Origin of the sequence: Amycolatopsis ponsaeliensis, from assembly GCF_030182635.1 — a bacterium.
In the GTDB taxonomy this organism is placed as follows: domain Bacteria; phylum Actinomycetota; class Actinomycetes; order Mycobacteriales; family Pseudonocardiaceae; genus Amycolatopsis; species Amycolatopsis ponsaeliensis.
This window is the reverse complement of sequence record NZ_JAPZLD010000024.1, coordinates 1-26833: the sequence shown is the minus strand read 5'-3', so window position 1 is coordinate 26833 and position 26833 is coordinate 1. Positions and strand designations below refer to the sequence as shown.

At 71.6% G+C, this 26833-nt stretch carries 27 protein-coding genes; 13 read left to right on the top strand and 14 right to left on the bottom strand.

What is annotated here, in order from left to right:
- The first annotated feature begins 7 nt into the window (after positions 1-7).
- From QQ657_RS31390 to QQ657_RS31365, 6 genes are read left to right on the top strand one after another with little or no spacing between them, the layout of a single operon-like run.
- Positions 8-1666, top strand: coding sequence for a DUF5685 family protein (locus QQ657_RS31390; RefSeq protein ID WP_284745885.1), 1659 nt, complete (start codon positions 8-10; stop codon positions 1664-1666).
- Between the two features lie 11 nt (positions 1667-1677).
- Entirely contained in the window at positions 1678-2283 is a 606-nt protein-coding gene (locus QQ657_RS31385; protein ID WP_284745884.1) for a carboxymuconolactone decarboxylase family protein, read from the top strand.
- A 46-nt stretch (positions 2284-2329) separates the two neighbouring features.
- Entirely contained in the window at positions 2330-4486 is a 2157-nt protein-coding gene (uvrB, locus tag QQ657_RS31380) for an excinuclease ABC subunit UvrB (RefSeq protein WP_284745883.1), read from the top strand.
- A gap of 58 nt (positions 4487-4544) precedes the next feature.
- Positions 4545-4817: a type II toxin-antitoxin system VapB family antitoxin gene (locus QQ657_RS31375; protein ID WP_284745882.1), complete on the top strand. Its 273-nt coding sequence runs from the start codon at positions 4545-4547 to the stop codon at positions 4815-4817.
- Positions 4814-5212, top strand: coding sequence for a type II toxin-antitoxin system VapC family toxin (locus QQ657_RS31370; RefSeq protein WP_284745881.1), 399 nt, complete (start codon positions 4814-4816; stop codon positions 5210-5212). Before QQ657_RS31375 ends, QQ657_RS31370 begins: the two co-directional genes overlap by 4 nt.
- Complete coding sequence (locus QQ657_RS31365; RefSeq protein ID WP_284745880.1) at positions 5209-5556, top strand: MmcQ/YjbR family DNA-binding protein; 348 nt, start codon at positions 5209-5211, stop codon at positions 5554-5556. Before QQ657_RS31370 ends, QQ657_RS31365 begins: the two co-directional genes overlap by 4 nt.
- Here the strand turns inward: QQ657_RS31365 and QQ657_RS31360 are convergent.
- Together QQ657_RS31360 and QQ657_RS31355 are read right to left on the bottom strand one after the other, a co-directional pair.
- A complete protein-coding gene (locus tag QQ657_RS31360) occupies positions 5553-5942 on the bottom strand; it encodes a VOC family protein (RefSeq protein WP_284745879.1) in 390 nt (129 codons plus the stop codon). The two genes, QQ657_RS31365 and QQ657_RS31360, sit on opposite strands and share 4 nt — an antisense overlap.
- 59 nt (positions 5943-6001) lie before the next feature.
- A complete protein-coding gene (locus tag QQ657_RS31355) occupies positions 6002-7393 on the bottom strand; it encodes a S28 family serine protease (protein ID WP_284745878.1) in 1392 nt (463 codons plus the stop codon).
- Positions 7394-7619: 226 nt separating this feature from the next.
- Here QQ657_RS31355 and QQ657_RS31350 point away from each other — a divergent pair, with 226 nt between their 5' ends.
- Positions 7620-8123 carry an SRPBCC family protein gene (locus QQ657_RS31350; protein ID WP_284745877.1) on the top strand — a complete coding sequence of 168 codons (504 nt, stop codon included), beginning with the start codon at positions 7620-7622 and terminating at the stop codon, positions 8121-8123.
- On the opposite strand, the gene QQ657_RS31345 is transcribed toward QQ657_RS31350, so the two are convergent.
- The 4 genes from QQ657_RS31345 to QQ657_RS31330 are packed head-to-tail and all read right to left on the bottom strand — an operon-like array spanning position 8120 to position 13133.
- Complete coding sequence (locus tag QQ657_RS31345) at positions 8120-8854, bottom strand: enoyl-CoA hydratase/isomerase family protein (protein WP_284745876.1); 735 nt, start codon at positions 8852-8854, stop codon at positions 8120-8122. The two genes, QQ657_RS31350 and QQ657_RS31345, sit on opposite strands and share 4 nt — an antisense overlap.
- A gap of 22 nt (positions 8855-8876) precedes the next feature.
- Positions 8877-9344 (bottom strand): PNPOx family protein, encoded by a 468-nt coding sequence (locus QQ657_RS31340; protein WP_284745875.1) that lies wholly within the window; start codon positions 9342-9344, stop codon positions 8877-8879.
- A 1-nt stretch (position 9345) separates the two neighbouring features.
- On the bottom strand, positions 9346-10272 hold the full coding sequence (locus tag QQ657_RS31335) for an ABC transporter permease (RefSeq protein WP_284745874.1): 927 nt from the start codon (positions 10270-10272) through the stop codon (positions 9346-9348).
- Positions 10269-13133 carry an alpha/beta fold hydrolase gene (locus tag QQ657_RS31330; protein WP_284745873.1) on the bottom strand — a complete coding sequence of 955 codons (2865 nt, stop codon included), beginning with the start codon at positions 13131-13133 and terminating at the stop codon, positions 10269-10271. The genes QQ657_RS31335 and QQ657_RS31330 overlap by 4 nt, the downstream gene beginning before the upstream one ends.
- 304 nt (positions 13134-13437) lie before the next feature.
- Between QQ657_RS31330 and QQ657_RS31325 the strand changes: the two genes are divergently transcribed.
- The 3 genes from QQ657_RS31325 to QQ657_RS31315 are packed head-to-tail and all read left to right on the top strand — an operon-like array spanning position 13438 to position 16771.
- The gene (locus QQ657_RS31325) at positions 13438-14400 is read left to right on the top strand and encodes a TerC family protein (RefSeq protein WP_284745872.1); all 963 of its coding nucleotides are present in this window, start codon (positions 13438-13440) and stop codon (positions 14398-14400) included.
- A gap of 52 nt (positions 14401-14452) precedes the next feature.
- Positions 14453-16396, top strand: a complete 1944-nt coding sequence (locus QQ657_RS31320) for a S9 family peptidase (protein ID WP_284745871.1) — start codon at positions 14453-14455, stop codon at positions 16394-16396.
- Between the two features lie 42 nt (positions 16397-16438).
- Positions 16439-16771 (top strand): YciI family protein, encoded by a 333-nt coding sequence (locus QQ657_RS31315; RefSeq protein ID WP_284745870.1) that lies wholly within the window; start codon positions 16439-16441, stop codon positions 16769-16771.
- A 40-nt stretch (positions 16772-16811) separates the two neighbouring features.
- On the opposite strand, the gene QQ657_RS31310 is transcribed toward QQ657_RS31315, so the two are convergent.
- From QQ657_RS31310 to QQ657_RS31290, 5 genes are all read right to left on the bottom strand, one after another.
- On the bottom strand, positions 16812-17138 hold the full coding sequence (locus QQ657_RS31310; RefSeq protein ID WP_284745869.1) for a hypothetical protein: 327 nt from the start codon (positions 17136-17138) through the stop codon (positions 16812-16814).
- A 59-nt stretch (positions 17139-17197) separates the two neighbouring features.
- A complete protein-coding gene (locus tag QQ657_RS31305; protein WP_284745868.1) occupies positions 17198-17854 on the bottom strand; it encodes an RES family NAD+ phosphorylase in 657 nt (218 codons plus the stop codon).
- Between the two features lie 50 nt (positions 17855-17904).
- Positions 17905-18486 carry a MerR family transcriptional regulator gene (locus QQ657_RS31300; protein ID WP_284745867.1) on the bottom strand — a complete coding sequence of 194 codons (582 nt, stop codon included), beginning with the start codon at positions 18484-18486 and terminating at the stop codon, positions 17905-17907.
- 394 nt (positions 18487-18880) lie between these two features.
- Positions 18881-19858, bottom strand: coding sequence for a LacI family DNA-binding transcriptional regulator (locus QQ657_RS31295; RefSeq protein ID WP_284745866.1), 978 nt, complete (start codon positions 19856-19858; stop codon positions 18881-18883).
- Between the two features lie 104 nt (positions 19859-19962).
- A complete protein-coding gene (locus QQ657_RS31290) occupies positions 19963-20760 on the bottom strand; it encodes a helix-turn-helix domain-containing protein (RefSeq protein WP_434056803.1) in 798 nt (265 codons plus the stop codon).
- 219 nt (positions 20761-20979) lie between these two features.
- Between QQ657_RS31290 and QQ657_RS31285 the strand changes: the two genes are divergently transcribed.
- Both QQ657_RS31285 and QQ657_RS31280 read left to right on the top strand, forming a co-directional pair.
- Positions 20980-21453 (top strand): MmpS family transport accessory protein, encoded by a 474-nt coding sequence (locus QQ657_RS31285; protein WP_284745864.1) that lies wholly within the window; start codon positions 20980-20982, stop codon positions 21451-21453.
- 7 nt (positions 21454-21460) lie between these two features.
- A complete protein-coding gene (locus QQ657_RS31280) occupies positions 21461-22216 on the top strand; it encodes an ABC transporter permease (RefSeq protein WP_434056801.1) in 756 nt (251 codons plus the stop codon).
- Here the strand turns inward: QQ657_RS31280 and QQ657_RS31275 are convergent.
- From QQ657_RS31275 to QQ657_RS31265, 3 genes are read right to left on the bottom strand one after another with little or no spacing between them, the layout of a single operon-like run.
- On the bottom strand, positions 22200-22886 hold the full coding sequence (locus QQ657_RS31275) for a histidine phosphatase family protein (protein WP_284745862.1): 687 nt from the start codon (positions 22884-22886) through the stop codon (positions 22200-22202). The two genes, QQ657_RS31280 and QQ657_RS31275, sit on opposite strands and share 17 nt — an antisense overlap.
- Before the next feature lie 10 nt (positions 22887-22896).
- Entirely contained in the window at positions 22897-24780 is a 1884-nt protein-coding gene (locus QQ657_RS31270; protein WP_284745861.1) for a Na+/H+ antiporter, read from the bottom strand.
- A 33-nt stretch (positions 24781-24813) separates the two neighbouring features.
- Positions 24814-25194: a nuclear transport factor 2 family protein gene (locus tag QQ657_RS31265; RefSeq protein WP_284745860.1), complete on the bottom strand. Its 381-nt coding sequence runs from the start codon at positions 25192-25194 to the stop codon at positions 24814-24816.
- Positions 25195-25299: 105 nt separating this feature from the next.
- On the opposite strand from QQ657_RS31265, the gene QQ657_RS31260 reads away from it, so the two are divergent.
- Entirely contained in the window at positions 25300-26691 is a 1392-nt protein-coding gene (locus QQ657_RS31260) for a carboxylesterase/lipase family protein (protein ID WP_284745859.1), read from the top strand.
- Positions 26692-26833: the final 142 nt, after the last annotated feature.

Genomic DNA, 26833 nt, shown 5'->3' with positions numbered 1-26833 from the left:
ACTGGGGATGTTCGGGATCATCAGGCCGTGCCGGCACCGGCTGTCCGAAAGCCTGCACGCGGACTGGCTCGCGCACCTGTGCGGGCTGTGTCTCACGCTGCGCGACGAGCACGGTCAGCTGGCCCGCGTCGTCACCAACTACGACGGGCTGATCATTTCCGCGCTGGTCGAGGCGCAGACGCCCCGCGCCGACCAGCGCCGGGACGCCGGGCCGTGCCCCTTGCGGGGGATGCGGGCGGCGTCGGTGGCGCGCGGCGAAGGTGCCCAGCTCGCCGCGGCGGTGTCGCTGGTGCTGGCGGCGGCGAAGGTGGACGACCACGTCGAGGACCGCGACGGCGCGTTCGGCCGGCGTCCGGTGGCGATGGCCGCGCGGCGGGTCGCGGCCCGGTGGGCTTCGCAGGGCAGCAGCACCGGCGGCCGGGTCGGGTTCGACACGTCGGTGCTGGTGGAGGCGGTCTCCCGGCAGGGTTCGCTGGAGCATTCTGTGCGGCTCGGTGACTCGGCTCTCCTCGCGACCGAGCCTGCGGAGCTGGCCACGTCCGCGGCTTTCGCGCGGACGGCGGAGCTGGCCGGGCGGCCCGGCAACGTGGCCCCGCTGGCGGAGGCGGGCCGGCTGTTCGGGCGGGTGGCGCACCTGCTGGACGCGGTCGAGGACCACGCGGCGGATGAGGTCGCGGGTGCTTGGAACCCGTTGCGGGCAACCGGAACTTCCCTGGACGAGGCACGGCGGCTGTGCGACGACGCGGTGCTCGGGGTCGAACTGGCGTTGCGGGAAGCCGAGTTCGCGCGGCCGGGGCTGGTGCACGCGCTGCTGGTCCACGAGCTCCGCCAAGCGGTACGGCGTGCTTTCGGCCACGGCTCGGCACATGTCCACGGCCCGGCCGGCGCCGGTTCGGCGGCCGGGAGCGGCTCGGGCTTGGCTCCCGGTGGTGGTTGGGCGGCCGGTGGCCCGGACTTCCTGCACGGCCCGGCATCCGGTGGCGGTTCGGCGGCCGACGGCGGCTCGGGCTTCGGGGCCGGCTCGGCGTTCGCAACCGGCGAACAGGGGCCGGGTGGCCTCGCCGGGCAGCAGCCGCCGCCCGGGTGGATCGGGCGCGGGCCCACGCCGCCGCAGCATCCGCAGCAGCCGCCGCCGGGCTGGATCGGCCGGGGACCGGCTCCTCAGCAGTACCCGCACCAGCCCCCGGGCACTCCGGGAGCCGGTGGGCCGCAAGGCTTTCCGCCGCCGGGGCCGGTTCCGCCGCCGGGTGCGCCCGGCGGCCGGGGTCCGGGCGGACCCGGCGGGCCAGGCGGCCCGGGAGGCCCGGGAGGCCCTGGTGGCCCAGGCGGTCCCGGTGGCCCGGGAGGCCCTGGTGGGCCCGGCGGACCTGGAGGCCCGGGCGGACCAAGCGATTCCGGCGGACCCGAGCCGCTCAACGGCAAGGGTGGCGGCCTCTGGTACCCGAAGTTCGCCGTCCCGCCGAAGAAGCGCAACTTCTTCCTCGGCTGCGCACTCACTCCCTACATGTGCTGCACCTGTCAGTTCTGCTGCCGCGATCCCTATCCTGGGCCGTGGAGCGGGAAACCGCACACGACCGGGGGCTGCGACGGCGGTTGCGACTGCGGCGGCTGTGACTGCGACGGTGGCTGCTGCGACTGCTGTTCCTGCTGTGACTGCAGTTGCTGAAGGGGACCACGATGACGATGGACGACCTGCACGACCGGGGCCGCGAGACTTTCGCCGAGCTGGTCGAGGACGGCGCGAAGCGGCTCGACGCGTTGTTCGCCACCGTCCCCGCACTGGGTGAGCTGGCGGTCGGTACCGTCTACGGCCACCTGCACGACCGCCCGGCCCTCGACCCCCGGACGCGGGAAGCAGCCACCCTGGCGGCGATCGTCGCGGCGGGGATGGTCGGGCCGCCGCTGAGCGTCCACCTCCGCACCGGCCTCGCCTCGGGACTCTCGCCCGCCGAGGTCTGCGAAGTCGTCGTCCAGACTGCGGCGTTCGCCGGGTTCCCGCGCGCGGTTTCGGCCGCCGACCAGCTGAACCGCCTCTTCGAAGGCCACGGCCTCCCGATCCCGCCGCCGCCGTCGCCGCGCGAGGTCGTGCTGGCGTACCTGGCCGCTCCCGAGGCCGGGGTCGCCGAGGTGCTCGGGGAGTTCCCGCGCACCGAGGTCCAGGCGACCGGACCCGACCGGGTGCTGGTCTCGTGCTTCGGGGACGAGCCCGTGCCCGGCGCCGTCCTGCACTGCGGCGTGACCGGCGGCGAAGTCACCTCCGTCACGGTGTTCCGGCCCCGCTGACCAGGCCCGACGGAAATTGTCGGTGGGTCGGCTTACTCTGGTCGACGTGGCTTTCGCAACCGAACACCCCGTGCTCGCCCAGTCCGACTTCCGCCCGGTCTCGGAGATCCCCCGGACCGGCGGCCGCTTCGAGGTGGTCAGCGACTACCAGCCCGCCGGTGACCAGCCGGCGGCCATCGACGACCTCGAACGCCGGGTCAGGGCGGGCGAGAAGGACGTCGTGCTGCTGGGCGCCACCGGCACCGGCAAGTCGGCGACGACGGCGTGGCTGATCGAGCGCGTCCAGCGGCCGACGCTGGTGATGGCGCCGAACAAGACCCTGGCCGCGCAGCTGGCGAACGAGCTGCGCGAGCTCTTCCCGCACAACGCGGTCGAATACTTCGTCAGCTACTACGACTACTACCAGCCCGAGGCGTACATCGCGCAGACGGACACGTACATCGAGAAGGACTCGTCGATCAACGACGACGTCGAGCGGCTGCGGCACTCGGCGACGATGAACCTGCTGTCGCGGCGGGACGTCATCGTGGTCGCCTCCGTCTCCTGCATCTACGGCCTGGGCACCCCGCAGTCCTACCTCGACCGGTCGTCGATGCTGAAGGTCGGCATGCAGCTCGACCGGGACGTCTTCCTGCGGGCGCTGGTGGACGTGCAGTACACGCGCAACGACATCGCGTTCGCGCGCGGCACGTTCCGGGCGCGCGGGGACACGGTCGAGATCATCCCGGCGTACGAGGAGCTGGCGATCCGCGTCGAGTTCTTCGGCGAAGAGGTCGAGAAGCTGTACTACCTGCACCCGCTGACCGGGGACATCGTCCGGGAGGTCGACGAGGTCCGGATCTTCCCGGCGACGCACTACGTCGCGGGCCCGGAGCGGATGGAAAAGGCGATCCAGGGCATCGAGAAGGAGCTCGAAGACCGGCTGGCCGAGCTGGAGAAGTCGGGCAAGCTGCTGGAGGCGCAGCGGCTGCGGATGCGCACGGCCTACGACATCGAGATGATGCGGCAGGTCGGGTTCTGCTCCGGCATCGAGAACTACTCGCGCCACATCGACGGCCGCGGGGCGGGCACCGCGCCGGCGACGCTGATCGACTACTTCCCGGACGACTTCCTGCTGGTGATCGACGAGTCGCACCAGACGGTCCCGCAGATCGGCGGCATGTACGAGGGTGACATGTCCCGCAAGCGCAACCTGGTGGAGTACGGCTTCCGGCTGCCGAGCGCGGTCGACAACCGGCCGCTGACCTGGGAGGAGTTCTCCGACCGGATCGGGCAGACGGTGTACCTGTCGGCGACGCCGGGGCCGTACGAGATGGGCCAGGCGGGCGGCGAGTTCGTCGAGCAGGTCATCCGGCCGACCGGCCTGGTCGACCCGAAGGTGGTCGTGAAGCCGACCGAGGGCCAGATCGACGACCTGGTGCACGAGATCCGCGAGCGCGCCGACAAGGACGAGCGCGTCCTGGTCACCACGCTGACGAAGAAGATGTCCGAGGACCTGACGGACTACCTGCTGGAGCTGGGCATCCGGGTGCGGTACCTGCACTCGGAGGTCGACACGCTGCGCCGGGTGGAGCTGCTGCGGCAGCTGCGGGCGGGCGACTTCGACGTGCTGGTCGGCATCAACCTGCTGCGCGAGGGTCTCGACCTGCCGGAGGTGTCGCTGGTGGCGATCCTCGACGCGGACAAGGAGGGCTTCCTCCGGAGCGGGACGTCCCTGATCCAGACGATCGGCCGTGCGGCGCGAAACGTCTCGGGCGAGGTCCACATGTACGCGGACAAGATCACCGACTCGATGCGGCACGCGATCGAGGAGACGGACCGCCGTCGCGAGAAGCAGGTCGCCTACAACGTGGAGCGAGGCGTCGACCCGCAGCCGCTGCGGAAGAAGATCGCGGACATCCTCGACCGGGTCTACAGCGAGGCGGAGGACACGGAGCAGGTCTCGGTGGGCGGCTCAGGCCGCAACTCCTCCCGCGGCAAGAAGCCGGAGCAGGGCGACCGGGTGCGCAGCTCGGGGATGCTGGTGGACAAGGACGTGTCGGCGATGCCGCGCGCCCAGCTGGCGGACCTGATCCAGCAGATGACGGACCAGATGATGCAGGCAGCGCGCGACCTGCAGTTCGAGCTGGCCGCCCGCCTGCGCGACGAGATCCAGGACCTGAAGAAGGAGCTGCGCGGAATGGACGCGGCCGGCATCAAGTAGCGGCCCGGCCGAGGGGGGAGGAATGGAATTATTACACCATCGCCAGTACCATTACACCATGGCGATGAATATCAAGGACCCGGAGACCGAGCGGCTGGCCGCCGAGGTCGCCGAGTTGACGGGCGACACCAAGACCGGTGCCGTCCGGGAGGCACTGCGTTTGCGGCGTGACCAACTCCGTAAGCAGGAAAACGCCGAAGAGCGGCTGAAGCGGATGCGACGGGTTTTGGAGGAGGAGATCTGGCCCTTGATCCCGCCCGAGGAGCTGGGGAAGCCGATCCCCAAGGACGAATGGGAAGAGATCCTCGGCTTCGGGCCGGAGGGCGTGTGATCATCGACAGCTCGGCGATCGTCGCGATTCTTCGCCGCGAACCGGACCACGAGCTACTGGAGGAACGCCTCGCCGAAGCGAGTGACGCCAAGATCGGAGCGCCGACCCTGGTCGAGGTCGGCATCGTCCTGACCACGAGACTGGGCGGACGGGGCCGGCTCGTACTGGCGAGGTTCTTGCAGGACAACCACATCGCCGCCGTGCCGTTCACCGAGCAGCACGCGGAGGTCGCCATCGACGCGTTCGGCCAATACGGGAAAGGGCATCATCCGGCAAAGCTCAACATGGGGGACTGCTACACCTACGCCACGGCCAAGATAGCCAGGGAACCGTTGCTCTGCATCGGTAATGACTTCCCGCAGACGGACCTCGAACTCGTCAAGCTCGAGTCGTGAACGTCGAAGCCGTCGTCGCGTACTGCCTCGGCAAGGCCGGGGCCGAGGAGACCTACCCCTTCGGCGACCACGTGCTCGTCGCGAAGGTCGGCGGCAAGGGGTTCGCCTTCATCGGGCAGGACGAGCCCGGCAGTGTCGCCGTCAAATGCGGGGCCACCAAAGAAGAAGCCGCCGAAATCCGGGGACGGTACCCGGACTCCGTCACCGTCATGGACTACCTCGGCCGCTACGGCTGGAACCGCGTCGAACTCGGCGCCGCTGTCCCCGACGCGGAACTCGAAGAGCTCATCGACGCCTCCTACGACGACGTCGTCCGAAGGCTGCCGAAGGCGAAGCGTCCCTAGCCCGGCGCCGGTGCCTCCGAGTCCGGCTGCAGCATGCCGAAGATGTTGCCTTCGGTGTCCTTGACGTACGCCAGCCACCCGACGCCTGGCACCGGATTCTTCGGCAGCGCCAGCGATCCGCCCGCCTCGTTCACCGCGTCGAGCGCGTGGTCGAGGTCGGTGACGGCGATCGTGTTCACGAAACCGTGCACCGGCGCCGAGTCCTCGGGGGCCGGGCCGACGCGGGGGACCAGCCCGCCGTCGATGCCGTTGCCTTCGCCGGTCGTGATCACCCAGTACGGGATGTCGCCCCAGCGTTCGAACTTCCAGCCGAACACCGCCGTGTAGAAAGCCACCGCGCGTTCGGGGTCGCCCGCGTGGATCTCGAAGTGGACGGGACGAGGCATGCCGCCTCCTCAGGCCGGGCCGTCAAGGTGCCGTGAGACTACGCCCGGCCTGAGGAAAGTCACAGCGGTGGCCGCGCCGCCAGGGTGAGGTCGGCGTCGAAGTCCGGGAACCCGGCCGGCGCGCTGCGAGCGGTCAGAGATGACGCGGCAGGCAACCCCGCCCAGCGCCGGACCGTCGCCGTCGCCGCGGCGGCGTCGGCCGCGGGCAACTGCGCGATCTTCGACCCGTGGTTGCCGCCCGGCACGTAGTAGCGGTACGAGTCGCGGCTGCCGAAGCCCAGCTCGAACGGCTCGGCGCCCCACGGGTCGTTCGAGCCGTACACGAACAGCAGCCGGGTGCCGTGGGACTTCACCCAGAAGTCGATGTCCGGCATCGCCGGGTAGTCGAACCGCGGGATCTTGACCGACGCGGGCACGAACGTCTTCGGCTGGTCGGCGCCCGGGTAGCGGAGCAGGTCACGCAGGTAACCGTCGTACGCCTCGGGCGAGCCCAGCTGCGCGGCCGCCTGGTAGTAGTACGGGATGAACGGCTCGAGGTCCTGGTCGGAGTAGGTGTTGAGGCTTTCCACCTTTTCGTACCAGGCGTAGACGTCGGCCGCGGGCGCTCCCGCCGCGGGCACCGTCGCGCAGTCCGCCTGCTTCTGGTACTGCCAGAAGGCGAAGTACGAGTCGATCACCGAGATCTCGAGGGACTTGTCGGCCGAGCCGACGATCGAGAACGTCAGCCCGCGTTTCGCCGCGTCCGCCGCCGCGATCACACCCAGCTCGGCACGCCGCTTCAGCGCGTCACGCTGGATCGCCTTCAGCGCGTCCCGGCAGCCCGGGTCGTTGCCGACGCGGGAGAGGAACCGGTTGTAGACGTCGACGGGGTCGATGACGTCGTTGGGTGCGACGTAGGGGATCGTCGCGTCGACGTCGCCGGGGAAGAAGCGCCGGAAGTACGTCGCGGTCATGCCGCCCTTGCTGCCGCCGGTGGCCAGCCACTTGCCCGGGTAGATCGCCTTGAACGCCTGCACCGCGCGGTGCTCGTCCGCGGCGGCCTGCCAGATCGTCAGCTGCTTCGCCCAGTTCTCCGGCTGGGGCCGCGACGGCGTGAAGTAGCGGTACTCCATCGACAGCTGGTTGCCGTCGACGATCTGCGTCGGCTCCGACCGGTTCGGCGCGGTGCTGACGTTGTAGCCGCTGGTGAAGGCGACCGTCGGCGCGGCGAAGTCGCGGTGCAGCAGGGTGAACCGCTGCTGGAAGGTGCCCGCGCCGGGGTGGCGGTGGTCGGCGGGCTGGGTGAAGGTCAGCTCGAAGAACCGGAACCCGGCCGGCGCCGGGTCCTCCTTGACGACCGTGAGCCCGGGGATGCGCGCCAGCGCGGTCGTGATGTCGGGCGCCGCGCTCGCGGCGGGCGCCAGGCCCACCACCATCAGCACGGCCGCCACAGCGGTGAACAGTCTGCGCATGGACGCACCCTCCCCGGCTTCGGATCCCACCGTGGGACCCTCACAGAACCGGCCGCGGTCGGCAATCGGCTGTCCGGGCGCAGAATCGGTCAGGTTCCGACTTTCGGCGGGTGGCGCGCGCGTCCTCCGCCGTGCGCGACCGCGGGCATCGTGCGAGTTGTCCGGGTGATCAGCGCCACGTTACGGTCCGAACCCGTAGGCACCGGTATCGAGCGAGGGGTCCGCCATGAAGGTTTCCGACTGTCCTACGACGCAGGTCGAAGTCCGCATCGCCGCGGGGCCGGCCGAGGTCTGGTCCTGGTTGCTGGACATCGACCTGCCGGCCCGGTTCTCCACCGAGTTCCAGGGCGGCGGCTGGGTCGACGGCGTCGAGCCCGGCCTGGGCGCGCGGTTCCGCGGCCGCAACTCCCACCCGGTCGCCGGGGAGTGGGAGACGGTCTCGACCGTGACCGGCTACGAGCCCGGGCGGCTGTTCGCGTGGGCCGTGATGGACGTGACGAACCCGGCCGCGTCGTGGCGCTTCGAGCTCGTCCCCGACGGCGACGGCACGATCCTGCGCCAGTGGGCCCAGATCGGCCCCGGCCCGTCCAACCTGACGACGATCATCGGCTCGATGCCCGAGCACGAGGAGGAGATCGTCGCGATGCGGCTGGGCGAGCTGCAGGGCAACATGCAGAAGACGGTCGACGGCATCAAGGCCCTCGCCGAGAGCGGCGTCCACGCCGCCTAGCGAAGCACCTTGTCCACATAGGACTTGACGGCGGCGAGCGCCGCGGGTGACCGCCACAGCCGCTCGACCTCGGGGTCGTCGCTGTGGCGGTACTCGGCGATCCGCTCGTGGAAGGGCTGGCGGATCTGGGCCTTGGTGTGCGCGAACGCCTCGGCGGGCAGTTCGCCGAGCCGGGCCGCGACGGCCAGCGCCCGCTCGAGCACGTCGTCCGCCAGCTCGTCGACCAGCCCGCGCGCCAGGGCGTCCTGGCCGCCGTGAACCTCGCCCGAATAGGTGAGCCCGGGCAGCGGCGCCGTGCCGTAGGCGCAGCGCAGGATCTCCAGCGCGGACAGCGGGAACGGCACCCCGACCAGCAGCTCGGTCACGCCGATGCCACCGGACCCGAGCACGCGGTGATCGCACGCGGCGGCGAGCACGGCACCCCCGGCGATGGCGGGCCCGTTCAGCGCGGCGACCACCGGACGCGGGAAGCCGAACACGGCCAGCAGCGCGTCCGACAGCAGCGGCAGGAACTCGGACACGTACGCCGCGCCGCCGTCGTGGACCCGCTTGAGGTCGACGCCCGCGGAGAAGATGCGCCCGGTGCCGGTGAGCACCAGGGCGCGGGCTTGCGAAGCCTCTTCCAACCGGAGCACCAGCTCGCGGCAGGAGTCGCTGTCGAGGGTGTTGGCCTTGCCGTGATCGATCCGCAGCACGGCGACGTCGTGGTGGCTGTCCAGGGTGATCGGCACGGCCAGACCGTACCCGAGAAGCTCAGGTCCGGCCGCTCAACCGGACGACGCCGAAGTGCTCGCGCCGCACCAGCTCGGTGACCTCGTCGAGGGTCGGCAGCCGGCCGGCCGGGAACTTCAGGCCGATCTGCCGCGCCGCCGCGCGCGGCCCCAGTTCGGTGATCCGGTCCAGGTAGAGCCGCACGACGGCGGACTCGTCGTCGAGGAGGACACCTCGCATCGGCGTGGTCCGCCCGGCGAACGTCACGTCGGCGTCCGCGCCGCCGGTGAAGTTCAGCCGCCAGCCGGCGGGCGTGAGCACGTACAGCCCGCCGGCGTCGCGGTGCGCGGTCACCGGGATCCGGTAGCGCCGTCCGGACCGGCGGCCGGTGAAGGCGAGCAGCATGAACTCGCGGACCCCGCGCCCGAGCGGGCTCGGCAGCAGCGCGCGAAGCACCATGTTGAACGCCTTCACCAGCGGTGCCGGTGGGTGATGCCCTTCGACTGCCATGTCAGCTCGTGATGTCCTTGCGGGCGAACCGCCGTCCCGCGTACAGGAAGAACACCGTCCCGTAGAGCACCGCCGACAGCATTCCGCTCGCCAGGTTCGTCCAGTCGACGTCCGTCGAGATCAGGTCCATCCACGAGAACGCGTAGTGCGTCGGCAGGTAGTTGCGCAGGCCCTCCAGCGCCGTGATCTGGTCGAGGATCTGCGATAGGATCGCCACCAGCACCGCGCCGCCGACCGCGCCGAGCGGGGCGTCCGTCGACACGCTCAGGGCCAGCGCCAGCCCGGCCACCCAGGCCAGCTGCAGGATGATGTACACAGTGGACAGTGCGATGGCCAGCAGGCTGTCGCCGAAGGACACCGCGTCGCCCGTGGGGCTGATCGCGTCGCCCGCGCCGTACCAGAGCACCCCGACGCCGAGGGACACCAGCGGCAGCAGCACCAGCGCCGCCGCCGACAGCAACCCCGACACGATCGCCTTCTGGCGCAGCACCCGCTGCCGCGGCACCGGGATCGCCAGCAGGTACTTCAGGCTCGACCACGACGCCTCGCTCGCGATCGTGTCGCCGAAGAACAGCGCGACGATCATCGGCAGCAGGAACGTCCCCGACACGAACAGCGCCAGCACGACGAAGTTCGGCGCGGACGCCGTGGCCAGGTCGACGAACCCGCCGCTGCGCCGGTTCGGGTTCGACTGCCCGGCCTCGAACGCGATCACCAGGATGAACGGCAGGAGGGCGACGAACCCGAGCAGGAACTGCGTGCGCCGCCGCTTGAGCTGGCGGCGCAGCTCGACGCCGAGCCGCAGCGTCCGCCGCGCGGAGTACCCCGCGACGGCGCCGTCCGGCCCGACCTCGGCGTGCTCGTGGGACGCGACGTCGCTCAGCTCGTCCAGCGCGTGCGGGTCGGTGTGCACACCTGAATCACTCACGACTCTTCTCCGACCAGTTGCAGGAACGCGTCTTCCAGGCGGCGCCTCGGCCCGGCCTGCTCCACCGCGACACCGGCGCGGACCAGCGCCGCCACGGCTTCGGCGCGCGGCAGCCCGTCGAGATCGGCGTGCACCAGATCGCCGTCCACGTCGACCGCGGTGACTCCACCGACCGCCTTCAGCGCCGCCGCGGCCGCAGCCGGGTCGTCGACCCGGAACGTCGCTTCGCCGCCGGCCGCGGCCAGCTCGCCGACCTCGCCCGACGCGACCAGCGCGCCGCGGTGCATGACCACGACGTGCGTGCAGGTCTGCTCGACCTCGGCCAGCAGGTGGCTGGAGACCACCACGGTGCGCCCGGTCGCGGCGTAGCGCTGCAGCACCTCGCGCATCTGGTGGATCTGGGGCGGGTCGAGCCCGTTGGTCGGCTCGTCGAGCACCATGAGCTCCGGCAGGCCGAGCATCGCCTGCGCGATCGCCAGCCGCTGCCGCATGCCCTGGCTGTAGGTCCGCACGCGGCGGTCGACCGCCGAGCCGAGCCCGGCGATCTCCAGCGCCTCGCCGAAGTGCGCCTTGTCCGCCGGCCGTCCGGTGGCCGCCCAGTACAGCTCGAGGTTCGACCGGCCGGACAGGTGCGGCAGGAACCCGGACCCTTCGACGAAGGAGCCGATGCGCGAGAGCACCGGCGCGCCGCCGGTGATCTTGTGCCCGAAGACCCGGATTTGGCCCTTCGTCGGCGTGATCAGGCCCATCAGCATCCGCAGCGTGGTCGTCTTGCCCGCGCCGTTCGGCCCGAGCAGGCCGAGCACCTGGCCCGGCTCGACGCGGAAGGACAGGTCGTTCACCGCGACGAACCCGCCCGGGTACTCCTTGCGCAGCCCCTCGATGACCAGCGGCGTCGTCGCCAGTTCCGGATCGATGTCGGTGGCCCGGCGGCGGCGCAGCACCGCGAAGAGCACCACGGCCAAGGCGATCGCCAGCGTCACGCCGATGCCGACGAGCTGCCCGACCGGGGCCGGCGAGCCGACGGACGTCCCGGCGACGACCGGCACGGCCAAAGCGGTGCCACCGGCCAGCGCGACCCGGAACACCGCGGGCGCGGCCGGGGTCGCGAACGCCTGGTCGGTCGTGCCGACGACCAGGCGCAGCGAGTGCCCGCCCTCGATCGGCCGCACGATGCCGGGCAGCGTCACGGTGACGTCGACCGGCGTGCCGTCGGCGGGCAGCCCGCTCACCCGGAACGGCGCGATCGCGTTCGCCGGCAGCACCCGCGAGCCGTCCTGGCCGACGTCGTAGAGCTTCGCGAACAGCACCGCGTCCGGCTGCGGGTGCGCGGGGTCCGCGGCGACCTGCAGCCGCACGGTCGAGGAGCCGCTGACGACGATCTGCCCGTCCACCGGCGCGGTCGTGAACTGCGCGGCCTGGCCCGGCGGGTCGTTGCTGAACAACGCGCCCAGCCGGGACGTGCTGCTCGCGACGCCGTTGAGGCCGGGGATCCCGCTCACCGCCGAGGGGTTCGCCCCGGCCGGGCGCACGATCGCCTGCGCGGGACCGCTCATCGCCAGCAGCCGCCGCTCGGTGGCCGGGCCGGTCAGGCCGGGGTAGGTGGCCGCGTTGACCGTGCGCACCGACGGCGTTCCGTTGGCGCGCAACGTGCCCTGGACGTCGTAGCTGAACCCGGTGCCCGGGTCGCCGCCGTCGACGGCCGTCCAGAGGAAGTCGGCGATCTTCCCGCGCAGCTGCGGTCCGGGCTTGCCGCCGTCGTGGCCGCCGGTGTACCAGATCGTGCGCACCTTGCCGCCCGCCGCGGTGATCTGGCGCGCGGTGGCGTCGGACTGGTCGAGGCCGAACAGGGTGTCGCTCTCGCCCTGGACCAGCAGGGTCGGGACGGAGATCTTGCTCGTCACCGAGACGGGGGAGACGCGGTGCAGCAGGTCGACGCTCGCCTGGCTCGCCTGCCCGGTGGTGCCGAGTTCGGTGTAGGCGCGGCAGACGGCGGCGGTGAACCGGCCGCACGGGTCGGCGGGCGCGCTCTGGCGACCCCCGCCCGCTCCCGGGGGCACGGCGGGGACGGCCGCCGCGGCGGCTCCGGCGGCGCCGGTGGACCCGGCGTCCGTCTGCTGTCCCGCTTCCGGTGCCTCGGCCGACGGCGAGCCGCTGGAAGCGGCGCCGGAGCCGGCCGAGAAGAAGATGCCGGCCCAGCTCTTCTTGAACACGCCGTCGGTCGCGAAGGCGCCGGCGGCCGGGGTGCCCGAGGCCTGCAGGCCGGGCGTGGCCGTGTTCGGGACCAGGCCCTGCGCGAGGTCGTTGTAGGTGATCACCGGGGCGATCGCGTCGACGCGCTTGTCCGTGCCGGCCAGCAGCAGCGAGAGCGCGCCGCCGTAGGAGGCACCGGTGACCGCGATCTTCGGGTCGCCGCCGGCGTCGGTGGTCACCTGGTGCTGCGCGACGAGCCGGTCGATCAGGCGGCTCGCGTCGGCGACCTCGCCGTCCGGGTCGTTGAGCCCGATCTTGCCGGTGCTCTTGCCGAACCCGCGCGCGGACCACGTCATGACGACGAAGCCCTTCCGCGCGAGTTCGCGCGCGTCGTCGGCGACGCTGTTCTTGTCCCCGCCGAACCCGTGCGCGAGCAGCACCGCGGGTGCGGGCACGGTGGCGGGCAGGTAGGTGGTCGTGTCGATCTTGACCTGCTCCGCCGAGCCGGGCGCGGCGGGCATGTCGATCAGCGCGTCCTGCGTGGGCACCGTCGCGGGCGCGGCGGGGCGCGTGATCCAGAAGACCGCGCCGGCGGCCAGGACCACGACGACGGCGGCGAGCGCGGTGAGGCGGGCTCCGCGGGTGCGCGGGAGCGGGAGTCGGGGCACGAGGTGACCGTATGTGAAGTTTCCTGAGAGTGCCCTCACCGGCTCACATCGATCACACGCCCGAGACCGCCTGGTGGACCGAGGTGACCGAAATTACAGGACCAACCTGGTGACGTGCGCGATTCCGGCTGGCGCTCGGCCGGGGAGAACCGGCAAACTGGACGCGCTGTGAGGGGAGTATTCCTTCGCGGCGGTGTCGTCAGCACGGTGGCCTTGCGCCCCCGGCACCGTCGGCCGGTGTTTTCACCGGCGGAAGAGACCTCCGGTTAGTTGCTCATGCGCACTATCCGGAGGTTTCGGTTTCATGACTGTCCCCCTGTGGCTGTGGATCGCCACGATCGGTGGCCTGCTCGCGCTCATCGCGCTGGACCTGGTCATCGTCGATCGCAAGCCGCACGAAGTGACCACGGGGGAAGCCGCTCGCTGGGTGATCTTCTACGTCTCCTGCGCGGTCCTCTTCGGTGCGGGCGTGTGGCTCTTCGCCGGGCACGAACCGGGCGTCGAGTTCTTCACCGGGTACATCACCGAGTACTCGCTGAGCGTCGACAACCTGTTCATCTTCATGATCATCATGGCGTCGTTCAAGGTGCCCGCCATCCACCAGCACCGCGTGCTGCTGGTCGGCATCCTGCTCGCGCTGGCCTTCCGCAGCGTCTTCATCGCCATCGGTGCCGCGCTGATCGCGCAGTTCGTCTGGGTGTTCTTCCTCTTCGGCGCGATCCTCGTCTGGACCGCGGTCAGCATGCTGCGCGGCAAGGGCGAGGACGAGGAGTACCACGAGAACGCCGTCACCCGGCAGGTCCGCAAGTTCGCCCCGGTGACCGACGACTACCACGGCCACCACTACACGGTGAAGCTGAACGGCAAGCGGATGATCACGCCGATGCTGCTGGTGATCGTGGCCATCGGGTCGGCGGACCTGCTCTTCGCGGTCGACTCGATCCCGGCGATCTTCGGCATCACCCAGGAGGCGTTCCTCGTCTTCACGGCCAACGCGTTCGCGCTGATGGGCCTGCGGCAGCTGTACTTCCTGCTCGGCGGCCTGGTGACGAAGCTGGTCTACCTGACCTACGGCCTCGCGGTGATCCTCGCCTTCATCGGCGCGAAACTGTTCCTGCACGCCCTGCACGAGTACCACGTCGTGCCGGATTGGCTGGACATCAACAACTGGGTCTCCCTCGGGGTCATCATCGTCGTGCTCACCGTGACCACGGTGGCGAGCCTGGCGAAGGCCCGGCGCGACGAGCGCAAGCAGGTCGCCGCGTAAGTCCCGACGAAGGTCGTTCGCAGCGCTAAGGATTTCGGGTACGGTCGAGAGCGTGCGTCCTGCCGACATCGAAGCCCTCGCCGTTCCCGGCCGTCCCGCGCTGCGCGGGAACCTGCTGCTCACCGCGCTGAAGAAGCCCGACCTGAAGACGAACGCCGCGCACAGCTCGCTGCGGCGCGTCTCGCTCGACGGCGGCGAGTCCGCGTGGACGCACGGTCCGCGCGACTCGGCGCCGTCGATCTCCCCGGACGGGCGCTGGGTGGCGTTCCTCCGCGCCGGGGAGGGCAAGGCGGCCGACGGCAGCCCGCAGCTGCACGTCATGCCGGCCGACGGTGGTGACGCGCGCCGGCTGACGTCGCTGCACCTCGGGGCCGGCGAGCCGGTGTGGGCGCCGGACTCGCGGCGGATCGCCTTCACCGCGCGCGTGCCCGAAGCCGGCCGGTACGGCACGGCGGACGCCGACGACGAGACGCCGGAGCCGGCCGCCGAGGCCCCGCGCCGGATCACGCGCATGGACTACCGGATCGACGACGTCGGGTTTCTGCGCGACCGCATGCAGCGGCTGTTCGTCGTCGACGCCCTGGCGGAAGAACTGTCGGACCCCGAACCGCTGACCGGGGACGGGTACGACGTCACCGGCCCGGTGTGGACGCCGGACGGCACCCGCGTCGTCTTCACCGCGCCGCCGGAGTGGGGTGCCGCCGAGAGCGACTTCCGCGACATCTGCGCGATCTCCGCCGAGGGCGGCGAGCCCGAGCTCGTCGTGCGGGGCGAAGGGTTCTCGGAGCGTCCGGTGTTCGCCGCCGACGGCACATTGTTCTACTTCGGACAGTCCTTCGCGGAACACCACGAAGCCGCGATGACGGGTCTCTACACGGCGACACCGGAGTTCGGCGCCGGTCCCGCGAAGGCGCGCCGGCTCACCGACATCGAAACCGTGGACTGCGAGGCCTCGGCGGGCCCGCCGGCGCCGCGCGAGGGCGACGTGCTCGTGGCCGTCCGCAACCGCGGCGCGGTCGAGCTGCGCGCGGTGGCCGTCGACGCCGCGGACGCCCCGCTGGCCGACCTGCCGGTGGTCTACGCGGACCGGACCGCGCTGCGGTCGTTCACGCTGGACGGCCGGGTGCTGGCGGCGGTGATCGCCACGCCGGACACCGCGGGCGAGGTCGTCCTGCTCGCCGACGGCGGCGTGCGGGAGCTGACGGACTACTCGAAGCCGTTGCGCGCCAAGGGCATCCGGCCGGTGATCGAGCTGGAGACCACGGCGCCGGACGGCTACCCGGTGCACGGCTGGCTGGTGCTGCCCGAGGGCGACGGCCCGCACCCGGTGCTGCGCGTGGTGCACGGCGGCCCGTTCACCCAGCAGGACTGGGCGGTGTTCGACGAGGCGCAGGTGTACGCGGCCGCGGGCTACGCGGTGGTGCTCGGCAACCCGCGCGGGTCGGCGGGCTACGGGCAGACCCACGGCCACGCGATCACGCACGGCTTCGGCACGGTCGACGTCGACGACGTCCTGGCGCTGCTGGACAAGGCCCTCGAGCGGCCGGACCTGGACGCCTCCCGCGTCGGCATCATGGGTGGTTCGTACGGCGGGTTCATGACGAGCTGGCTGGCGGCCCACCACGGCGAACGCTTCAAGGCGGCGTGGAGCGAGCGCGCGGTCAACGCGTGGGACTCGATGGTCGGCAGCTCCGACATCGGCTACACGTTCGTCGACGCGTACATCGGCGCGTCGCCGGAGGTGCAGCGCGAGCGTTCGCCGCTTTCGTACGCGGCGCAGATCAAGATCCCGTTCGCGGTGGTCCATTCGGAGCAGGACTGGCGGTGCCCGCTGGAGCAGGCGCAGCGGATGTTCGTGGCCCTGCGGCGCGCGGGCGCTCCCGCGGAGATGGTGCTGTTCCCGGGCGAGGGGCACGAGCTGTCCCGGTCCGGCCGGCCGCGCCACCGGGTGCAGCGCTTCGAAGCGATCCTCGAGTGGTGGGCTCGGCACCTCTAGGCCTCTTGCCTTGGCGGTCGCCGCCTGCGAATGTCCGTGGTCATGACGCTGCCCGAGGTGGACTTCGAGCTCGAGACCTGGCGGATGGTGCTGTTCCAGGCGGGTCCTCGCGCGGGCGAGATCCCGGAGGAGATGGCTCGCGAGCTGCGGGCCCGGCACCTGTCCGCGGCGCGTCAGCAGCAGGCAGCGGGGACGCTGCTGTTCGCGGGCGCGGTGCCGGAGCCGTCGTCTTCACTGCCGGTGACGGGGGTGGCGTTCTTCCGGACGTCGGAGGCGGAGACCCGGGCGATCCTGGACGCCGATCCGGCGGAGCAGGCCGGGTTGATCGCGACGGAGATCGTGGGGTTCGTCTGCCCGCGAGGCACGCTGGGCTGAGCCGGTCGCGGACCGCGGAGCTCGCGCGCTCGGTGGTTGCCTAGTTGAGGCGGTCCGGCTCGGTGCGGATCGGCGGAACGATGTCCAAGATCTGCCGGAGCGTGTCCATGTGCCGTTCGAGTTCGGGAGGGAATTCCGGCATGTACTCGCTGTAGATCTCCACGGCGGTCCCGTCCTCCGCGTAGAGGTCGGGGTGGGGGCCCGCGCTGTAGAACGTCATGCCGTCGTGGTGGTGCACCACTTCGACCTGCTTGTCCGGCGGGAACCGGACCTGCACGGCGGTACCCGGCAGCAGCGTGTACTGGTTGGCCCACGGCTCGAAGCAAAGCCAGAGCGACTGTTGTTCCGCGCGTACGACGAGGTTCATGGTCGCCAGGCTGCAACCTCCACCGCACTGGAGGTCAACAGCGTCTCGCTGCCGGACGCTCAGTTCAGCAGCGTGTAGTTCAGCTCTTCGCAGACCCGGCCCAGCGGGACGTCCAGGCCCGGGTGGTCCAGCGGCAGCAGCACGTCCGGCGCGATCGGCAGCGCCGCGCCCGCCGGCGGGTCCCACAGGCAGATCGCCGGGTCGCCGGAGTCCATCGAGGAGCGGTACCAGAGGCCGTCGAGGTCGCTGAACGCGCCGCGGATCGCGCGGGCCCACGCCTGCGTCAGCTTCTTCGGCCCGCTCGAGATCTCCTGCGACGCACCCACCCGCGTCGGCCACAGGCCGGTCAGGTCGAGCAGGCGCAGCGTGCGCGTCGGGCGGACGACGACCAGCCGGGGGCCGCGCGTGCGGCGGTCGACCGACGAACTCGTCTGGAAGACCTCGGCGACCGAGGTGCGGACCGTGAGGCCGAAGTAGAGGACCCCGTTCGCGGGGTCGGTGACCGGCGCGCCGCCGCGGCCGGGCGACTGCTGGTCGAACCGGCCGTGCGGGAGCGGGCCGGTGTAGCGGAACGAGTTCCACTGCTGGGGGTGGTTGCCGTGCGCGGTGAAGATCCGGACGAGCCTGGTCGCGGGCTGGACCGTCACCACGTCATCGGCGCGGTTCAGCTGCCGGACCAGGACGGATCGGGCGGGCGGCAGCGGGAGCCGGGCCATGGGTCGGGGGTGGTCCGTCCTTGTCGGTGATCTTGCTCGGGGGGCCCAGCCTAGAACGGCGAGCCGAGCATGGCGATGAGGCGGGCGACGTGGTCCGGGTCACCCCCGGAAAGCAGCCATTGGCGCGGGGTCGCGGGATGCTCGTTGATGACGAGGTCCGGCTGCGGAGTGCTCATGAACGCGGCGACGACGAGCGCGGGCTGGTCGTCGGGGAGGGCCTTGAGGACGACCTCGAGGCCGGGCAGCACGCCCGAGCCGGCGAACTGCCACGCGGGGAGCCGCCAGCCGCCGTCCTTCCAGCCGGTCAGCCTGCCTTCCTTGAGGCGGTGGCGGATCCGGCTGTCGTCGACGCCGAGGGCCTTCGCCGCTTCGTTGACGCTGAGCGCACCCTCGGCGAGGACGGCGTGAGCGGCCACGGTGCGGGCGCGGAAGTCCGGCTCGCCCTCTTTGCGGGGTGAGAGATCGAGGCCGACGTCGGTGAGCGCGGCGCGCTGGTCGGCGGAGAAGTAGTGCGAGGGATCCGGATTCGGTGGCGACAGTCTGCGCGCGGCGTCTTCGACGAGCGTGAGGAACTCGTTCGCGTCGACTTTCAGGCCCGCCTTGGCGAGGATGTTCTCCAGCGCTACAGACATGTGGCTCAGGTTAACCCGAAACAGCGCGCCTGTGCGGGTTCGTGCGGTTTCTTGCCCTGACTGTGGGTGAATTCACCAGAGATCGACACTTACCGCACATCACTCAACACGTTGAGTAAGCAACTTCCGGATAGTCTGCCCGGATCGGAGGACGTTGTCCAGGCTTGACAGTGCGCGGTCCTGGTCTTACGTTCCGTGTGAGTAAACGATTTCCGCTCCGTGCTCACAGGATCCGGCGGGTTGGCGCCGGCCATGGGGGACACAGGGGGTGGGGCGTGGGGGGGGGGGGGGGGGCGGCCCCGGCCCCCGTGCCACGTCTGTCCGCGGAGTCCACGAGTCGACCCTCCGGGTACGTGAGCCGACGTTCTGAGTACGCGAACCGCCTCTCCGGGACTCAGCGGCGGGAGCTTTTCCGCTCGATCAGCCGTGCCTCGAGCGTCGTGGTCGTCGCTTCGCGGCTGCTGTCGGTGATGCGGGCCAGCAGGAGCTGCGCCGCCACCCGGCCGACCTCGTACGCCGGCTGGGCGACCACCGTCAGCGGCGGCTCGATGAGCGTCGTCCACGGGGCGTCGTCGAAGGAAACTATGCCGACGTCGCGGCCCGAACGCAGCCCGCGCGACGACAGCGCCTCCAGTACGCCGATCGCCATCGTGCTGTTCGCGACCAGGAGCGCGTCCGGCGGGGACGGCTCGTCGAGCAGCTCCAGCGCCGCCAGCCGGGCGCCCTCGGCGCGGTACTCCGCCCGCCGGGACACGACGTTCGCTTCGCCGACGACATCGGTGTACCCGGCCAGGCGGTCGTCGGCGGTGCGGACGCCGGCGGGTCCGGTCAGGCACGCGACGCGGCGGTAACCGCCGGTCAGCAGGTGCCGCGTGGCTTCGGCGGCCGCGTGGCGCGTGTCGACCAGGACCTGGTCGCCCGCGTCGGCCGGCAGCGGCCGGTCCACCGCCACCAGCGGCGTGCCCTGGCGGCGCAGGCCCTCGACGTTCGTCGACCGCCCGGTCGGCGACAGGACCACGCCGGCGACCCGCTCCTGCAGCGCGACCTCGATGTAGCGGCGCTCCTTTTCCTCGTTCTCGTCGGAGTTGCAGAGCACGACGGAGTAGCCCGACCGCTGCGCGAGGTCCTCGACGCCGCGCGCGATGGCCGTGAAGAACGGGTTTTCGACGTCGGAGATGATCAGCGCGAGGACGGCGGTCTCCTGGCGGCGGAGGTTCCGCGCCAGCCCGTTCGGGTGATAACCGAGCTCGGCGGCGGCCTCCTGGACGCGCGCGGCGAGCATCGGGTCCACAGTGGACTTGCCGTTGAGCGCGCGCGACACGGTCGCCGTGGAGACGCCGGCCCTTGCCGCGACGTCGCTGATGGTGGCCACACGCCCTCCCTGATCACCGGTCGAAGGGAGGATAGCGCTCTTGGTAGTCGTTTACCGTCCGCTTACCTTCCGGGGTGCGGTCCACTTCCGGTTGCCCGCACGGGTTACGCCGAACGGAGCCGGTCACGCACCGCCTCGTCCACAGTGGAGGGTGTGCGGAAGTAGGCGCGCGGGGTCAGGCCGGTCAGGGCCCGGCAGTCCCGGCTGAGGTGAGCTTGGTCGGCGTACCCCGCGGCGGCGGCCAGCGCGGCCAGCCCGGGGACACGCGGAGCCAGCGCGACGGCGCGCTGGAAGCGGGTGACGCGGAGGTAGGTGGCCGGCCCGTACCCGACGGCTTGGACGAAGCGCCGCCGCAGCCGCCGCTCACTCACGGCGAAGGGGCCGGGGTCTTCGAGCCGAGCGGCCGCGACCTCCGGCGCGTTGTGGGGAGTGCCTGGCCGAGCAAGGAGTGCGGCGGCTTGCGCCGGACTCACGCCATCCCGTCCAGCCCCCGTCACCATCGCCGCCGCCTCCGCGACCCGCGCCGCCCCCGCGTCCAGCCTCGCGATCAACGCCGCCACCGCCTGATCCGCCGGCCCCACCTCCGGCAACCTCGACGCAACCGCTTGCGCCGGCGTCAGCTCGCCCGACAACAACCGCTCCGCCAGCACCTCCCCGGCATGCCCCCACACTTCATCCAACGACACCCGACGGTCGCGCAGCTCGTCCGCCGCCACTCCGAGCACCGCCGGTGCCCGGCCCGGGGTGAACCGCACTCCGCGCAGTTCGGCACCCGGCCGGGTCACCGATGACCACGCCGCCGTGTCCGGGCCCGCGATGAACACCCCGCCGTCGCCGACCACCAGGTCCAGGCAGCCGTCGGGGACGATCCGCTTCGGTCCCGCCGAAGCCGATCGCCACACGCAGCGCGCCACGCCCGCCAGCGGCGCGGGTGGTGCCGCCTCTTCGTACACACCCCAGATCATGCACCCGGGGTCCGACAAAAACCGCACTGCCGGCCGAGCACCCGTTTGGGTGAAAGTTGGACTTCTCGAGAAACCCCGCTAACGCGCAGTGAGGTCACGGCGAGATAGAGGTCGACGCACTCGACGGAAGTGCGCGCGACGAGAGAAGACCTCTCCATGGGTGTTCCCACCGCGACCAGGCCGGACCGTGACTGCGTGCGCCGGGCCAAGCCCGCCGGAAACGTCGTTGTCGTCCTGGTCGTGCTCGCCGCCGCCTTCGCGGTGACGTCGTCCATCGTGCCCCGGTCCTCGCGCGGGGCGGCCAAGGAAGAGCCGGTGGCCGCGCCGGTCGTCCCGGCCGCCGTCGCCACCGTGCGCCACTCCGTCGTCTACGAACTGCTCGGCGCGCACGGCGCCCAGGACGTCACGTTCGCCGCCGAGGGCTCGGCGCTGACCCAGCACGCCGAGGTCACGACGCCGTGGTCGGCCGGGTTCACCCGCGTCGGCCCGGCCGGCCGCAGCGAGTTCTACAGCATCGCTGCCCGCAACCCAGGGCCCGGCGAGTTGCGCTGCCGGATCGTCGTCGACGGGGTCGTCGTCGCCGAGAAGACCGTCGCCGAGCCGGGCCGCCAGTTCAGCTGCGCCGTCTGACGGCACCATGGGCGGCGTGAACGACGCCGCGATCACCTTCGGGCCCGCCCTCGTGGCGGTGCTCGTCCTGCTCGCCGTCGCCGCCACCGCGGTCGTCCAGGCCGGTGGCCTCGGCCGCGGACGCGACGTCCTGATCGCCGCCGTCCGGGCGGTCGCGCAACTGGCCCTCGTGTCGCTGGTGATCACCGCCGTCTTGCGCTCGGCGCCCCTCACCGGCCTGTTCGTCCTGCTGATGTTCGGCATCGCCGCGGTGACGTCGGCCCGGCGCGCCGGCCCCTGGACGAACCTGCCCTGGACCGCCAGCGCCATCGCCGCCGGCGTCGCCCCGGTCCTCGCCCTGATCCTCGGCGCCGGAGTCGTCCCCCTGAAACCCATCGCGGTCGTCCCGATCGCCGGCATCGTCATCGGCGGCGCGATGACCGCCACGTCGCAAGCCTCCCGCCGGGCCCTGGACGAGCTGAAAGCCCGCCACGGCGAGTACGAAGCCGCCCTCGCCCTGGGATTCCTGCCCCGCCCGGCCGCGCTCGAGATCTGCCGCCCGAGCGCCGGGCACGCACTCATCCCGGCCCTCGACCAGACCCGCACCGTCGGTCTGGTGACGCTCCCGGGCGCCTACGTCGGCGTCCTGCTCGGCGGCGCCGGCCCGATCCAAGCGGGCCTGACCCAAGTTCTCGTGCTGATCGGGCTGCTCGCCGCCGAAGCCGTCTCGATCCTGGTGACCGTGCAGTTCGTCGCGTCCGGGAAGCTCAGCCGAGCGGCGTAGCCAGGTGCCCGGTGTCGTTGAAGCGCCGGATGATCCAGTTGTCGCCGTGCAGCACCAGGTGCGAGATCGACCCGTTGTCCGCGCCGAGGAACGCGAACCGTTCGACCGAGCGGCTGGCCTGCGCGAACACCTCGCCGATCACGCCGCCGTGGGTGAACACGGCGACGCGCTGGTCCGGGTGCGCGGCGGCGATCCGCGTCAGCGCGCCGCGCAGCCGGGCACCGAACCGCTCATCGGACTCCGCGCCCGGGATGACGTCCCAGCGCTGCTCGGTCCACAGCCGCTCGACGATCGGGTGGCCTTCGGCCGTGTACTTCCGGAAGAGGCCGTTCTCCCAGTCGCCGAGGTGGATCTCGCGCAGGTCCGGCTCGACGACGGGCGTGATCCCGAGCTTCTCGGCCAGCGGAGCCGCGGTCTCCGCCGTGCGGCGCAGCGTCGTCACGTAGATCGCGTCGATTCGCTCGCCGGCCAGCCGGTCGCCGACGCGCCGGGCGTGGTCGCGGCCGTCGGGCGCGAGCTCCGGGTCGGCCTGGCCGTCGACCAGCGTGAAGGGGTTGTCGCCGCGAGCAGGCGCGGACTCACCGTGCCGGACCAGGAAGATCTCCGTCGAGCCCGGCGGCGGGCTGAACCGGTGCTGGCGGTACTCGATCTCCTGCTCAGGCGTGCTCATGGCCCCGACATTATCCGAGTTGCTTGTCCACGAAACACCACCGCCACGTCTCGCCCGGCTCGAAGCTGCGCATGACCGGATGGCGGGATTCGTGGAAGTGCAGCGTGGCGTGCCGGCGCGGCGAAGAGTCGCAGCAGGCGACGTTGCCGCACTTCAGGCACATCCGCAGGTGCACCCAGGTCGTGCCCTCTTCGAGGCAGGCCGCGCACGCGTCGGGTGAGCTGGGGTCGCGCTCGACCCACTCGTGGGCCAGGTGCTTGCACGAACCGGCCGTCGCGGCCGGGGTGCGCAGCTCGCGGCCTTCGACGTCGGGTTCCTCGTCGTCGCGGTCCAGCATGGACTCTTCGATGTCGAGCCGCTCCAGGACCTTCCGCAGGACGTCGTCGTCGGCACTGCCGGCGTCACGGGCCTTCAGGAACTGCTCGCGTTCCACCTCGAGGAGCTGGATCCGCAGGCGGCGGTAGGCGTCACTCGGCGTCTCGGCCAGGACGCTCTGCCTGCCGAGCTGCTCCCACGCGGAGTCGGAGCGGTTCTGCAGCCGGTCGCGGATGCGCTGGATGATCTCCGGCGGGTCGTCGGGCTGCCGGATCTCCTCGAGCTTGGCCAGCGCCGCGGTGGTCATGTCGTGCAGCACGGACGCCTCCTGCAGCGCGTCCTCCGCCGGGTCCGGCCGCGGCAGGCGCAGCCGCCGGATCAGCGGCGGCAGGGTCATGCCCTGCACGGCGAGCGTGCCGGCCACGACGACGAACGCGGCGAGCACCAGCACGGCCCGCTGCGGCGTGTCCGTGGGCAGCACGAAGGCCGCGGCGAGCGTGACGACCCCGCGCATGCCCGCCCAGGAGATCACCGCCGAGTAGCGCCACGGCCAGATCTTGGCCCTCGCCTTGGTCGGCAGCAGCCGCCGTTCCAGCCGTTTCACGGTGCCGATCCCGATCAGCCAGAGCATCCGCGTGAGGATCGTCGAGGCGAGCACCGCCACGCAGATCCAGGTCAGCATGCCCAGCGACAGCCCGGATTCGCCGACCTCGGACAGGATCCGCCGCAGCTGCAGCCCGATCAGCAGGAAGACCATGTTCTCCAGCAGGAACGCGATGGTCTGCCAGTTCAGCCTGCTGGCCAGCCGGGCCGAGCCGGACAGGATCTTCGGCGCCTTGTGCCCCAGGATGAGCCCGGCGACGACCACGGCGAGCACGCCGGAGCCGTGGATCGCCTCGGCCGGGATGTAGGCGATGAACGGCACCGCGAACGACAGCGCGGTGTCCAGCACCGGCTCGGTCATCCGCGCGCGGATGAACGCGGCCGCGAACCCGATGACCAGGCCGATCACGATCCCGCCGATGGCGGCGCGCAGGAAGTCGGCGCCGACCTGCCACAGGCTGACCGACCCGGCCAGCGCGGCGATGGCCGTGCGCAGGGCGACCAGCGCGGCCGCGTCGTTGAAGAGGCTCTCGCCCTCCAGTAGCCGGATCAGCTTGCGGGGCATGCCGACCCGGCGGGCGACGACGCTGGCCGCGACCGCGTCCGGCGGGGCCACGATCGCGCCGAGGGCGATCCCGCCGGCCAGCGGGAGGCCGGGGATCACCGCCCAGGCGACCAGCCCGACGCCGAAGGCGGTGAACACGACCAGCCCGACCGACATCAGCCCGATCGCCCCGCGGTTCTTCCGGAAGTCGACCAGCGACGTCTGGATGGCCGCCGAGTACAGCAGCGGCGGGAGCAGGCCGAGCAGCACGACCTCGGGGTCGAGGTGGTATTCGGGCACGCCGGGGACGTACGACGCGCCGACGCCGACCACGATCAGGCACAGCGGGGCGGACCAGTCCAGCCGCCGCGCCACCGCGCTGACGACGAGGACCGTCACGACCAGCGCCACTATCTCTGCCGCTATGTGCACCGGCTAATCATTACCCGTCCGCCGCGGCGGGTGTCACCTGGCCAGCTCGGGGAGCACTTCGGCGACCAGCTGGGTGTCCAGGTACTCGGTGATCTCGCGGATCCGGCCGTCCTCGACGCGGAAGACGAAGCAGTACTGGTTGTCGTAGCGCGGCCCGGCCTTGGTGGCGACGCTGCCCCGCGTCTCGACCACGACGACGTCGTCCTCGGCGACGAACCGGCTCGCCGTGCTGGTGTAGGTGCCGTCGAACTGCTCGCCGAGCGGCGCGAGCAGGTCACGGCGGACCGAGTCCTTGCCGCGGAAGCTGCCGGACCAGCTGTTGTGCCCGCCGACCGTCCAGACGACGTCGTCGGCCATGGCGGCGATCAGCGGCCGGATGTCGCCGGTCGCCCAGGCGTCGAAAGCGGTTCTCACGAGCTGTTTGTTCTCTGCTGCGGTCAAGATTCCCTCCCAGTGTGTGAGAGCCAGTCAACACGCTGGAGCGCACTCCAGGGCAAGTCCCGCGCCTAGGCTGGCAGCGTGACGACGGTGGAGATCGCGGCCGGCGCGCTGCGCGGGTCCGAACAGGACGGGGTCAGGACGTTCCTCGGTGTGCCTTACGCCGAGCCGCCGGTGGGGGAGCTGCGGTTCCGCGCGCCCCGGCCGGTGCCGCCGCGGTCGGGGGAGCGCGACGCGACGAAGTGGGCCGCGCGGGCGCCGCAGCCCGAGCTGACCGGGCGCGGCTTCACCGGCGACGAAGACTGCCTCTACCTGAACGTGTACGCCCCGGCGTCGCCCGGCACGTACCCCGTGCTCGTGTGGATCCACGGCGGAGGCGGCGTGATGGGCGCCCCGCACCAGTTCGACGGGTCCGCCTTCGCGCGGCGAGGCGTGGTCGTCGTGACCGTCGCCTACCGGCTCGGGGTGCTCGGCATGCTGCACCTGCCCGGGGTCGCGGACTCCAACCTGTCCCTGCGCGACCAGGTCGCGGCGCTGGCGTGGGTGCGCGACAACGTCGGAGCGTTCGGCGGTGACCCGGACCGCGCGACGCTCGCCGGGCAGTCCAACGGCGGCCGCACGGTCGGGACGCTGCTGGCCGTGCCCGCCACGCGGGGGCTCGTCCGGCAGGCGATCGTGCAGAGCGGCACCGGCGTCGGCTCGGTCGTGCACACCCCGGCCGAGGGCGCGGCGGTCGCTTCGGCGGTGCTGTCCGAACTGGACGTCTCGGCGGAGGACCTGGCCACGCTGCCCGTGAAGCGGATTCTCGAAGCGCAGCAACGGGTTTCGGCGGTGTCCGGGACCAAGGTGACCTACCGCGTGGTCGTCGGCGACGAGCTGCTTCCCCGGCGGCCGCTGGACGGCGTCCGCGACGTCCCGCTGCTCATCGGGACGACGGCCGACGAGGAAGACCTGTTCAGCTGGCTGCAGTCGGGCGGCGCGAAGCTCCTGGGCGTCGGCTCGACGATGCTGGACGACGCCGAGATCGAGAAGGCCGTCGCGGCCTACGCCGAGCTGCTCGACTGGCCTGCGGACCAGATTCGCAACCGCGCGCTGACCGCGGGGGACTGGTGGATCCCGGCGATCCGCTTCGCCGAGAAGCAGCCGGACGCCTGGATGTACCGGCTGGACTGGCGGATCGCGCCGCGCGGGCGTGGCCTCGGCGCGCCGCACGGGCTCGACCTGCCGTTGGTGTTCGACGACATCCGCAACAAGAACTGGCGGTTCCTGTTCGCCGGCCGGACGTTCCCGGCCGAGCGGATGCAGGCGATGGCGACGGAGATGTTCGACGCGTGGGTCCGGTTCATCGCGACCGGCGACCCGGGCTGGCCGCGCTACACGCAGGCCGACCGCGTCACCCGCCTCTTCGACGACGTCAGCACGACCGTCTCGGATCCGGACCGCGACCAGCGCCTCCTCTGGGACACCCTCTGAATGCCATGAGGGGCACCTTCATGGCTTTTAGAGGGCTCTTCGTATTGATGTGTGGGTGGTCATCGGCCTGGTAGTTCGGGTCGGTGGCCGCCCAGGGAGAGCATGGCCAGTGCCATGAGGGATTCGGGTGTGCGGAACCCGA

Excerpts from the sequence above, each read along its gene's own strand:
- QQ657_RS31305 (WP_284745868.1), bottom strand. The coding sequence starts at position 17,854 with ATGGCCCGGCTCCCGCTGCCGCCCGCCCGATCCGTCCTGGTCCGGCAG.
- QQ657_RS31350 (WP_284745877.1), top strand. The coding sequence starts at position 7,620 with ATGAAGGTTTCCGACTGTCCTACGACGCAGGTCGAAGTCCGCATCGCC.
- QQ657_RS31375 (WP_284745882.1), top strand. The coding sequence starts at position 4,545 with ATGGCGATGAATATCAAGGACCCGGAGACCGAGCGGCTGGCCGCCGAG.
- QQ657_RS31275 (WP_284745862.1), bottom strand. The coding sequence starts at position 22,886 with ATGAGCACGCCTGAGCAGGAGATCGAGTACCGCCAGCACCGGTTCAGC.
- QQ657_RS31390 (WP_284745885.1), top strand. The coding sequence starts at position 8 with ATGTTCGGGATCATCAGGCCGTGCCGGCACCGGCTGTCCGAAAGCCTG.
- QQ657_RS31300 (WP_284745867.1), bottom strand. The coding sequence starts at position 18,486 with ATGTCTGTAGCGCTGGAGAACATCCTCGCCAAGGCGGGCCTGAAAGTC.
- QQ657_RS31280 (WP_434056801.1), top strand. The coding sequence starts at position 21,461 with ATGGGCGGCGTGAACGACGCCGCGATCACCTTCGGGCCCGCCCTCGTG.
- QQ657_RS31285 (WP_284745864.1), top strand. The coding sequence starts at position 20,980 with ATGGGTGTTCCCACCGCGACCAGGCCGGACCGTGACTGCGTGCGCCGG.
- QQ657_RS31385 (WP_284745884.1), top strand. The coding sequence starts at position 1,678 with ATGACGATGGACGACCTGCACGACCGGGGCCGCGAGACTTTCGCCGAG.
- QQ657_RS31340 (WP_284745875.1), bottom strand. The coding sequence starts at position 9,344 with ATGGCAGTCGAAGGGCATCACCCACCGGCACCGCTGGTGAAGGCGTTC.
- QQ657_RS31325 (WP_284745872.1), top strand. The coding sequence starts at position 13,438 with ATGACTGTCCCCCTGTGGCTGTGGATCGCCACGATCGGTGGCCTGCTC.
- QQ657_RS31310 (WP_284745869.1), bottom strand. The coding sequence starts at position 17,138 with ATGAACCTCGTCGTACGCGCGGAACAACAGTCGCTCTGGCTTTGCTTC.
- QQ657_RS31360 (WP_284745879.1), bottom strand. The coding sequence starts at position 5,942 with ATGCCTCGTCCCGTCCACTTCGAGATCCACGCGGGCGACCCCGAACGC.
- QQ657_RS31315 (WP_284745870.1), top strand. The coding sequence starts at position 16,439 with ATGACGCTGCCCGAGGTGGACTTCGAGCTCGAGACCTGGCGGATGGTG.
- QQ657_RS31355 (WP_284745878.1), bottom strand. The coding sequence starts at position 7,393 with ATGCGCAGACTGTTCACCGCTGTGGCGGCCGTGCTGATGGTGGTGGGC.